An 11,466-nucleotide genomic window follows, 5' to 3' on the forward strand; every position below is an offset into this window, starting at 1 on the left:
GCCGCGGCTTTGCGCAGCGACGCACGTGTCTTCGCCCGTCGCCGCGGGCTTGCAGCGATGATGCGTTCCGTTGACAGATAACGCGCATGCCGCCGCACTGCGGCCAGATCGATTCTGATACATCGCGCCGTTGCGGCGTATTTCGACGACACCCGACGCCTGTCCGGCAGCGCGAAAACGAAAGGCCACGCTCGCGCGTGGCCCTTCGGTGCGTAACGACGGCCATGCTTCGTCAGAACTTGCCTTCCTGGAAATCGACGAAAGCCTGCATCACTTCCTGCTTGGTGTTCATCACGAACGGGCCGTAACGCGCGACCGGCTCGCGCAGCGGGCGCCCGGCGACGACGATCAGACGGCTGCCGCGGCCGCCATCGCGCAACTTGAGCAAGTGGCCGCCGGACAGCACGGCCAAGTCCTGCGCATCGATCTCGCGCGCATCCTCGCCGTCGCCGACGGCGATGCCGCCTTCGTAGACATAGACGAAGGCGTTGTGGCCTTCGGGCAATTCGTACTCCCACTGCGCATCGGCGTCGAGGGCGATGTCGAGATACACCGGATCGGTCGCGGGTTGCGCGATCGGGCCGCTGACCCCGCCGACGCGGCCGGCAATCAGCTTCACTTCGACGCCGTCGGCCGGACGCAGTTGCACGATGCGATCCGGCGCGAACTCCTGATACTTGGGCTCGGTCATCTTCTCGCGCGCCGGCAGGTTCACCCACAGTTGGAACCCGCGCATGCGCCCGGCCTCCTGCTCCGGCATTTCCGAATGCACCAAGCCGCGGCCAGCCGTCATCCACTGCACGCTGCCGGGCACGAGCACGCCTTCGTTGCCGTGGTTGTCGCGGTGGCGCATGCGCCCGTCGAGCATGTAGGTGACGGTTTCGAAACCGCGGTGCGGATGCTCCGGGAAACCGGCGAGGTAATCCTCGGGACGGTCGGTGCCGAATTCGTCGAGCAGCAGGAAGGGATCCAGGTCGGGCAGCTGCGGGCCGCCGATGACCCGGGTCAGGCGGACGCCGGCGCCGTCGGAAGTCGCCTGGCCGCGCAATTTGCGGCCGACGCGGGCGTAAGCGGTGTGGGTGGCGGTGGCCATGGGTATCTCCTGACGGGGCGCCGTATTGGCGATGGGCGCTAGGATGACACCGCAAACATGGAACAATACAGACTAAACTGCAAACATCAGTTACAAATTTAGAACGATATTGGGTGCAGGCCCAGGATAGAAGCGGCGTCCTACTGGGTGTCCTTCGGTTACAAGCCGCGACCGCGGGATGCGCAGCGATGGCATCGCCGTCGTCATCGATCGAAGCGGCATGCTTTCGCCGGGGTAGGAGCGGCGCGAGCCGCGACCGCGCTGCTCGCTCTCGCGTCGCATCGCATCGCTCCCGCTAGACCTGGATCCAGATCCAGATCCAGATCCAGATCCAGATCAAACGCTAAAAGCTTCCGCCACTAAAGCGGCGGGTTACTTTCTTTTGTCATAAGCAACAAAAGAAAGGTAACCAAAGAAAAATGCTTTTCTTTGAATCACAGGCCCGCACGAGCGATGCCGACGCAGGAATTTTTCATACGGGACATCCATGTCCCGATGAAAAACGGCCCGCATCCCTGCGGGCCGCCCTCCGGGTCTTCTTCTGCCTTCGCGAGTACGGGGCGACGCACAGCAACGACAACAGCAACAGCAACAGCAAAATCTTTACGGCAACGGCAACGGCAAGGGCGAGAACTCATGTAGGAGCGACGTGAGTCGCGACCGCGCGGCTTGGGTCTCCGGCCAGAACTTGGGAACCGATCAATTCTCCAGGCGACGACCGGCGCCGGCGCCCCCCTTCCCCAACAGGCCAAAGCGCCAGCCTCGCCGCAATCGGCAGCGCATGGCGATGACGATATCGCCGCCGAGGATCATGCGCCGGCGGCACAGCGGATGATCGCGACGCTCCCGCCCCTCGCCGACCCGGCTGCGGAACCGCCGCATCGGTCGCCTTTCGCGCATTCGCTACTGCGATCGCTCGCACATTTCGGCCGCGCACAGTCCACAAGCCAGTCAGCACGGCGTATTGGCCGCGCTCGGCGGCGACTTCACAATCGCCTGCCCATGTAAATGCAATGATCCCGCTCTTGAAGGCTGAAGTGCCTGGGATCTTGCATGCCCAATGTATGGCGAATATTCAGTCAGTGGTTGCGCTTGCGCCGACGGCTGTGGCGATGGGGACGTGCGGCGACGAGCAAGCCGTGGCAAGCGGAACAACCTTTGCGCTCGCAGTTGTTCAGCGCCGAGCAGATGGAACGGCACGGCAAATCCCTCGCGCATGCGCATCGGGTGCGGGCGCGCACGGGTTCGGACTTGTTGCTGGGCCGCCTGCGTGCGAACGAAGGCATCCTCGACGCCGCCAGCACCCTGCTCACCCAGATGGTCCAGGACGAGGTCCGCATCACTCCGGCGGGCGAATGGTTGCTCGACAACTATTACCTGATCGAAGAACAGATCCGCACCGCGCGCCGCCATCTGCCCAAGGGCTATAGCCGCGAGCTGCCGACCTTGAGCCTGGGCCCGTCGGCCGGCCTGCCGCGGGTCTACGACCTCGCGATGGAGGCCATCGCCCACGGCGACGGCCGCATCGACGCCGAAACCATGACCCGCTTCGTCGCCGCTTACCAGACGGTGACGCCGCTCAAGCTCGGCGAGCTGTGGGCGATTCCGATCATGCTGCGCCTGGCCTTGATCGAGAACCTGCGCCGCATGGCCGTGCGGGTGATGCGCGACGGCGCCGATCATCGCCGCGCCGCCGAATGGGCCGAACTGCTCAACGACACCGCCGACGCCAACCCGAAGAACGTGGTGCTGGTGGTGGCCGACATGGCGCGCTCGAATCCGCCGATGTCGGGCGCGTTCGTGGCCGAGTTGACCCGCGGCCTGCACGGCCGCAGCGCGGTCCTGGCCATGCCGATGAGCTGGATCGAGCAATGGCTGGCCGATAGCGCCCACGGCGTCGAAGAACTGGTGCGCGCCGAGAGCCAACAGCAGGCCGCCGACCAAGTATCGATCAGCAACAGCATCGGCAGCCTGCGCTTCCTGGCCAACATGGATTGGCGCGAGTTCGTCGAGACCATGAGCCTGGTCGACCGGACCCTGCGCGAGGATCCGATCGGCGTCTACGCGAAGATGGATTTCAACACCCGCGACATGTACCGGCACGTGGTCGAGAAGATCGCGCGCCAAAGCGGCGTCAGCGAGATCGACGTGGCGCGCCTGGCCCTGAGCCTGGCGCTCGAGTCCGGCGAGGTCGATGATGGCAAGGCCCACGTCGGCTATTACCTGATCGACGACGGCACCAACGAGATCAAGGCCGCGGTCGCCGCCTCGCCGGACGCCCGCAAGCCGATCCGGCTGCGCTCGCGCAGGATGCCTCTGTCCGTGTATCTGCTGCCGATCGCCGCGATCGCCGCGCTGTTCGGCTACGGATTGTTGTCCGAGCTATACGCAGCGCCGCTTCCGGCGGTGGCCTTGTGCCTGTTCGCCGCGCTCAGCCTGCTGGCTTTCAGCGAACTGGGCATCACCCTGGTCAACTGGATCGCGACCGTGCTGGTCGCGCCGAAGCCGCTGCCGCGCCTGGATTTCTCCAAAGGCCTGCCGTCCAGCTCGCGCAGCCTGGTGGTGGTGCCGAGCATGATCGGCAGCGTCGATGCGATCGACGGCCTGGTCGAAGGGCTCGAAGTCAGGTTCCTGGCCAATCGCGACGCCTACCTGCATTTCGCCCTGCTGACCGATTTCCTCGACGCCGACCAACAGGACTTGCCCGGCGATGCGGCCCTGGTTGCGCATGCCTCGCGCCAGATCGAACAACTCAATGCGCGCTATGCCCCGGAAAGCGGCGACCTGTTCTTCCTGCTCCATCGTCCCCGCACGTGGAACCCGCTGGAAGGCAAATGGATGGGCTACGAGCGCAAGCGCGGCAAGCTCGCCGCGCTCAACCGCCTGTTGCGCGGCGGTGCGCGCGAAGCCTTCATGGCGGTGACCGGCAACACCGAGGTGCTCGCCAACGTCCGCTACGTGATCACCCTGGACACCGACACTCGCCTGCCCCGGGATGCGGCGCGCGAGTTCATCGGCACCCTCGCCCATCCGCTCAACCAGGCCCGCTTCGACGAACGCCTGCGGCGGGTGACGCGCGGCTACGGCATCCTGCAGCCCAGCGTGGGCACCGGCATGAGCGAACGCCGCGGCTCGCGTTATGCGCGCATGTACGGCAGCGAAGCCGGCATCGATCCGTATACGCGCACGGTCTCCGATGTTTACCAGGATCTGTTCGGCGAGGGCTCGTTCGTCGGCAAGGGCATCTACGACGTCGACGCGTTCGAGTACGCCCTGGAAGGCCGTTTCCCGGAAAACCGCGTGCTCAGCCACGATCTGCTCGAAGGCTGCTATGCGCGCGCCGGCCTGATCAGCGACGTGCGTCTGTTCGAGGACTATCCCTCGCGCTATGCCGCCGACGTGAAGCGCCGCTATCGCTGGATCCGCGGCGATTGGCAGTTGCTGCCCTGGCTGTTGCCCTGGGTGCCGCGGATGAAGGGCGGCTACGAAGCCAATCCGCTGTCATGGCTGTCGCGCGGCAAATTGCTCGACAACCTGCGCCGCAGCCTGGTGCCGGCCGCCGCCACCGCGCTGCTGGTCGCAGGCTGGGCGATATTGCCGCAACCCTTGGCCTGGACCCTGTGGCTGCTCAGCCTGTGGCTGGTGCCCACCTTCGCCCTGGCGTGCTGGGACTTGGCCACCCGCCCGGTCGACATGGCGCTGGAAACCCATCTGATGCAGGTGGTCGGCTCGATCGCGCGACAGATGCAACGCGCCGCGGTCAATCTGGCTTGTCTGCCGTACGAAGCCTTCTTCAGTCTGGGTGCGATCGCCCGCAGCGTGTGGCGGATGGCGATCAGCCGCCGACGCTTGCTGCAATGGAACCCGTCGAGCGAAGTCGAGCGCAGTCTCGGCAGCGGCGTCGGCGCGGAACTGCGCAGCATGTGGTTCGGGCCGGCGTTCGCGCTCGCCGTCGCGGCCGCGCTGTCGCGCATCAACCCGGCGTCGCTGTGGGTCGCCGCCCCAGTCCTACTGCTGTGGCTGTTGTCGCCGCCGCTCATGGCCTGGCTGGGACGGCCGCCGAGACAGCGTCGCGCGAGTCTGTCGCAGACCCAGCTGAAGTTCCTCGGCCGACTGGCGCGCCGCACGTGGGCCTTCTTCGAGATCCATATCCGCGCCGAGGATCATTGGCTGCCTCCGGATAATATCCAGGAGCATCCGAGCCTGGTGGTGGCGCGGCGCACCTCCCCGACCAACATCGGCCTGTCGCTGCTCGCCAACCTCGGCGCTTACGACTTCGGCTATCTGCAGGCCGGCGGGCTGATCGAGCGCACCCGCCTGGCGCTGACCACGATGGAGACCCTGCCGCGCCATCGCGGCCACTTCTACAACTGGTACGACACCGAAACCCTGCTGCCGCTGCCGCCGCGCTATGTGTCCACGGTCGACAGCGGCAATCTTGCCGCGCACCTGCTGACCCTGCGCCAAGGCCTGCTGGCGTTGATCGACGAGCCGGTGTTGGCGCGGCATACCTTCGACGGCCTGGCCGATACCTTCGGCGTGCTCGAAGAAACCTTGCGCGCGGCCGGCCGTATCGACGCCCCACTCGAACAAGCCCTGAGCGCATTCCGCGAACGCATCGACGCCATCCGCGTGCAGCCGCCGGCGTCGCTGCCGGAAGCCGAACGCGTGCTGGCGGGGCTGTCGTCGCGGGCGCTCGCGATCGAATCGTCGTTGCCGCCGCCCACAGCCCCACCGGAAGACGCGTCGGCCCCGCATTGGCCGACGATGCTGTCGGCCGCCTGCCGCGCCGCACAGGACGAATTGCTGCACTTCGCGCCGGGGATCGGCACACCGGAGGAAGGACAGAGCCGGCCTTCCGAGACCGACCTCATGGAACGCATGCCGACCCTGCGCGCCCTGCAAATGGCGTCGCAGGACGGACTTGCGCGCGACCGCGCCCGCAAACGCGTGCACGAGCTCGAACGCCTTGCGCATATCGCCGGGCAGTTGTCGCTGATGGAATACGAATTCCTCTACGACCGCGGCCGCCATCTGCTGTCGATCGGCTACAACGTCGAGGAACGGCGCCTGGATGCCGGCTATTACGACCTGCTCGCCTCCGAAGCGCGCCTGTGCAGCTTCGTCGCCATCGCCCAGGGCCAGTTGCCGCAGGAGACCTGGTTCGCCCTCGGCCGTCTGCTGACCGAGATCGACAGCGGCGCCACCCTGCTGTCGTGGAGCGGCTCGATGTTCGAGTACCTGATGCCGCAGTTGGTGATGCCGAGCTATCCCGACACCTTGCTCGACCAGACCGCGCAACATGCGGTACTCGCGCAGATCCGCTACGGCCGGCAGCGCGACGTGCCCTGGGGCATCTCCGAATCGGGCTACAACACCGTCGATACGCGGATGAACTATCAGTACCGCGCGTTCGGCGTGCCCGGCCTCGGGCTCAAGCGCGGCCTCGGCCAGGACTTGGTCATCGCCCCCTACGCCAGCGCCATGGCCTTGATGGTGCTGCCGGAAGCGGCTTGCCAGAACCTGCAACGCCTGACCGAACTGGGCTTCGCCGGCCATTACGGCCTGTACGAAGCGATCGACTACACCCCGACGCGGGTGCCGCGCGGCCAGGAGCATGCGGTCGTCCGCTCGTTCATGGCCCACCACCAGGGCATGGCCTTCCTGTCGCTGGACTATCTGCTGCGCGACCAGCCGATGCAGAAGCGCTTCGTCGCCGATGCCGAGTTCCAGGCGACGCTGTTGCTGCTGCAGGAACGCATTCCGCGCACCGGCGTGTTCCATCCGCACGAGGCCGAAGCCAGCGGCGCACGCGCCGCGCCCGCCGCCAGCGAGACCCAGTTGCGAATCTTCGCCAATCCGAGCACCGGCCGGCCTGCGGTGCAGATGCTGTCCAACGGCCGCTATCACAGCCTGCTGACCAGCGCCGGCGGCGGCTACAACCGCCTCGGCGACATGGCGGTGACGCGTTGGCGCGAGGACGGCACGCGCGATCACTGGGGCTCGTTCTGTTATCTGCGCGACGTGGACAGCGGCCAATTCTGGTCGGCGACCTATCAGCCGACCTGCGTGCCGGTGGACCATTACGAGGCGATCTTCTCCGACGCCAAGGCCGAGTACCGCGGGCGCAAGCACCGCTACGAGACTCACCTGGAAATCGCCATCTCCGCCGAGGACGACATCGAGCTGCGCCGCCTGCGCATCGGCAACCGCTCGCGCCACACCCGCACCATCGAGATCACCACCTACGCCGAAGTCGTGCTGGCCTCGTCGCTGTCGGACGAGTTGCATCCGGCCTTCAGCAATCTGTTCGTGCAGACCGAGGTCGCCCGCGACAAGCAGGCCCTGCTGTGCACGCGGCGGCCGCGCTCGCACGACGAGATACCGCCGTGGATGTTCCACCTGGTCGCGGTGCACGATGCCGACATCCAGACGATCTCCTACGAAACCGACCGCTCGCGCTTCCTCGGCCGCGGCAACACCCCGCGCACGCCGCAGGCCCTCACCGCGACCGAGGCGCTGTCGGATTCGGTCGGCTCGGTGCTCGACCCGATCGTCGCGATCCGCACCCGCATCGTGCTCGCGCCCGAGCAGAGCGTCATCGTCGACATGGTCTCGGGCGTGGGCGTCGACCGCGCGGCCTGCAGCCGGCTGATCGACAAATACCGCGACCGGCGCCTCGCCGACCGCGTGTTCGACCTGGCCTGGACCCACAGCCAGGTGGTGCGGCGCCAGATCAACGCCTCCCAGGCCGATGCCCAGTTGTACGAACGGCTGGCCGGGCTGATGGTGTATGCACATCCGTTCCTGCGCGCCGATAACGCGGTGCTGTTGCAGAACCGGCGCGGGCAATCGGGACTGTGGGGCCACTCGATCTCCGGCGACTTGCCGATCGTGCTGCTGCAGATCGCCGAGGCCGGCAACATCGAGCTGGTCCGGCAGATGGTGCAGGCGCATGCGTATTGGCGCCTGAAGGGGCTCAACGTCGACCTGGTGATCTGGAACGAAGAACAAGGCGGGTACCGCCAGCAACTGCAGGAGCAGATCCTCGGCCTGGTCTCGGCCGGCCCCGAGGGCAACGTGCTCGACCGGCCCGGCGGCATCTTCGTGCGACCGAGCCAGCAGATGTCGCAGGAAGACCGCATCCTGCTGCAGGCGGTGTCGCGGGTGATCATCAGCGACAAACGCGGCACCCTCGCCGCGCAGGTCAGCCGCCACGTGCCGCCCGAGCGCGAGATCCCCTCGCTGCTGCCCGATGGCCCGCCCGACGAGCCCGAGCCGATGGGCGAAGCCGCGGCGATGCATCCGGCGGCGTTCCCGGGCCTGCCGCCGCCGCGCGCCGACACCGACGAAGACCCCTGGCCGTTCGAAGCGGTCACCGAGGCCTTCGTGTTCGACAACGGAACCGGCGCGTTCGCCGCCGACAGTCGCGAATACGTCGTGGTGCTGCGCGAAGGCGCGCCGACCCCGGCGCCCTGGTCGAACGTGATGGCCAATGCGCAGCTCGGCACCGTGGTCAGCGAGAGCGCGCCCGGCTACACCTGGTTCGAGAACGCGCACGAGTTCCGCCTCACCCCCTGGCATAACGACCCGGTCGCCGACACCGGCGGCGAAGCCTTCTATCTGCGCGACGAGGACAGCGGCCGGATCTGGTCGCCGATGCCCTTGCCCTGTCGCGGCAGCGGCGCCTACCGCACCCGCCACGGCTTCGGCTACAGCGTCTACGAGCATATCGAAGACGGCATCGCCAGCGAGCTGTGGATCTACGTGGCGCTCGACGAGGCGATCAAGTACTCGGTGCTCAAGCTGCGCAACCTGTCCGGCCGCGCGCGGCGCCTGTCGGCCACCGGTTACGTCGAATGGGTGCTCGGCGATATCCGGGTCAAGTCGCAGATGCACGTGGTCAGCGAGCTCGACGGCGCCAGCGGCGTGCTGACCGCGCGTAACCCCTACAACACCGAGTTCGACGGCCGCGTCGCCTTCTTCGACGTCGACGGCGAGCAACCCGGCTTCACCGCCGACCGCACCGAATTCCTCGGCCGCAACGGCAACCTTGGGCAACCGGCGGCGCTGCTCAAGCAGCGCCTGTCGGGCAAACTCGGGGTCGGGCTGGACCCGTGCGCGGCGCTGCAGGTGCCGATCGCACTGGCCGCCGACGAGAGTTACGAGACGGTGTTCCGCCTCGGCATCGGCGCCGACTATACCGCCGCCGTGCAACTCGCCCAAGCCAGCAAGGGCAGCGGCGCCGCCCACGATGCGCTGGATGCGGTGCGCATCCATTGGATGCATACCCTCGGCACGGTCCGGGTCGAGACCCCCGACCCGAGCGTGGACGCGCTCGCCAACGGCTGGCTGCCCTACCAGGCCTTGGCCTGTCGTTACGTCGCGCGCAGCGGCTACTACCAGTCCGGCGGTGCATTCGGCTTCCGCGACCAACTGCAGGACACGATGGCGACCGTGCACGCGATGCCGGCGCTGACCCGCGAACACCTGTTGTTGAGCGCAGCGCATCAGTTCCCGCAGGGCGACGTGCTGCATTGGTGGCATCCGCCGCTCGGCCGCGGCGTGCGCACGCGCTGCTCGGACGATTACCTGTGGCTGCCGCTGGCCGCCTGCCGCTATCTGCAGGTCACCGGCGATCGCAGCGTGCTCGACGAGCGCGTGCGTTTCGTCGAGGGCCGCCCGGTCAACGCCGACGAGGAGTCCTACTACGACCTGCCGTTGGTCTCCGGCCGCCAACAGCCGTTCTACGACCATTGCGTGCTGGCGCTCAAGCGCGGCACCGAGTTGCTCGGCGAACGCGGCCTGCCGCTGATCGGCAGCGGCGACTGGAACGACGGCATGAACCGCGTCGGCGACGCCGGCAAGGGCGAAAGCGTGTGGCTGGGTTTCTTCCTGTTCGACACCTTGAACCGCTTCGAGCCGGTTGCGCGCGGGCGCGGCGACATCGCCTTCGCCGATTACTGCGTCGAACACGCGCAGCGCCTGCGCGGGAATCTGGAAACCCATGCCTGGGACGGCGATTGGTACCGGCGCGCCTGGTTCGACGACGGCACGCCGCTGGGCTCGGTGCACAGCGACGAATGCCGGATCGATTCGATCTCGCAGAGTTGGTCGGTGCTGTCGGGCGCGGCCGATCCCGAACGCGCGCGCCAGGCTATGGAGTCGCTGGACCAATACCTGGTGCGGCGCGATGCCGGCCTGATCCAACTGCTGCAACCGCCGTTCGACAAAACCAGCAAGGACCCCGGCTACATCCGCGGCTACGTGCCCGGCGTGCGCGAAAACGGCGGCCAGTACACCCATGCCGCGGTGTGGGCGGCGATGGCCTTCGCCGAACTCGGCGACAGCACGCGGGCCTGGGAACTGGCACGCATGATCAACCCCATCCACCACGCCCGCGACGCCGAAGCCACCGCCGTCTACAAAGTCGAGCCCTACGTGCTCGCCGCCGACGTCTACGGCGTCGATCCGCACACCGGCCGCGGCGGCTGGACCTGGTACACCGGCTCGGCCGGGTGGATGTACCGCTTGCTGACGGAATCGCTGCTCGGCCTGCAGCGCCACGGCGACACGATGCGCCTGAAACCCTGCATTCCGGCCGATTGGCCTGAATACCGGATCCAGTACCGCCACGGCGACAGCCTGTACCGGATCCACGTGCGTCAGGTCGATGCCGATGGCGGCGCTGCGCAACTGCAACTGGACGGTGTCGTGCAGGAGGGCCTGCAGTTCTCGCTGCTCGGCGGGCGGACGATCCACCACGTCGAGGTGATCTGGCCGCGGCCGCAGCCATGAAGACCCGGGCGCAACTGGATGCCGGACTCGAGCATCTGGCGCAGATGCTGCCGCCTTGGTTGGAATCGCTGCGTCACGAGGCGCAGTTCTGGCCGCAGTTCAGGGCACTGGTAGACGAGCTGATGGCGGACGCCGATCCGGCCGATCGCGCGCATGCGCAGCGGCGCATCGATGAGATGTTGGCGAGGCATGGGCTGCGCTGGCGCTGACGTTCACGCCGTTGCCGTTGCCGTTGCCGTTGCCGTTGCCGTTGCCGTTGCCGAGATTTTGATCTGCTTTTCTGCTTTTCTGCTTTGCCGCTTCGCTGCTTTACCGGTCAAGTGGAGACCCGGAGGGCGGCGCACAGGACGTGCGCCGTTTTTCGATAGGACAAGGATGTCCTATCGAAAAATCCCGGCGGAAGCATCGCACTCGTGGCTTGTGCCCTTGCAAGGAGAGCCCTTTTCTTTGGTTAGTTTTCTTTTGGGCTTAGCAAAAGAAAGTAACCCGGCCGCGTAGCGGACGGAAGCTCTGCTCTTGCTTGAGAGACACGCCGGAGGCCGCGAGAACGCGGTCGCGACTTGCGTCGCTCCTAC

At 66.9% G+C, this 11,466-nt stretch carries 3 protein-coding genes; 2 read left to right on the forward strand and 1 reads right to left on the reverse strand.

All coding sequences use genetic code 11. The features are described from left to right. Window positions 1-232: 232 nt before the first annotated feature. On the reverse strand, window positions 233-1,093 hold the full coding sequence (locus ACTJJK_RS08175; RefSeq protein ID WP_223621639.1) for a pirin family protein: 861 nt from the start codon (window positions 1,091-1,093) through the stop codon (window positions 233-235). Window positions 1,094-2,146: 1,053 nt separating this feature from the next. Here ACTJJK_RS08175 and ACTJJK_RS08180 point away from each other — a divergent pair. Next, window positions 2,147-10,891: a GH36-type glycosyl hydrolase domain-containing protein gene (locus ACTJJK_RS08180; protein ID WP_440729955.1), complete on the forward strand. Its 8,745-nt coding sequence runs from the start codon at window positions 2,147-2,149 to the stop codon at window positions 10,889-10,891. Continuing rightward, window positions 10,888-11,100 (forward strand): hypothetical protein, encoded by a 213-nt coding sequence (locus ACTJJK_RS08185; protein ID WP_440729956.1) that lies wholly within the window; start codon window positions 10,888-10,890, stop codon window positions 11,098-11,100. The genes ACTJJK_RS08180 and ACTJJK_RS08185 overlap by 4 nt, the downstream gene beginning before the upstream one ends. Window positions 11,101-11,466: the final 366 nt, after the last annotated feature.

This window comes from Lysobacter sp. 22409 (assembly GCF_052045105.1).
GTDB classification, from domain to species: Bacteria; Pseudomonadota; Gammaproteobacteria; order Xanthomonadales; family Xanthomonadaceae; genus Lysobacter; species Lysobacter antibioticus_B.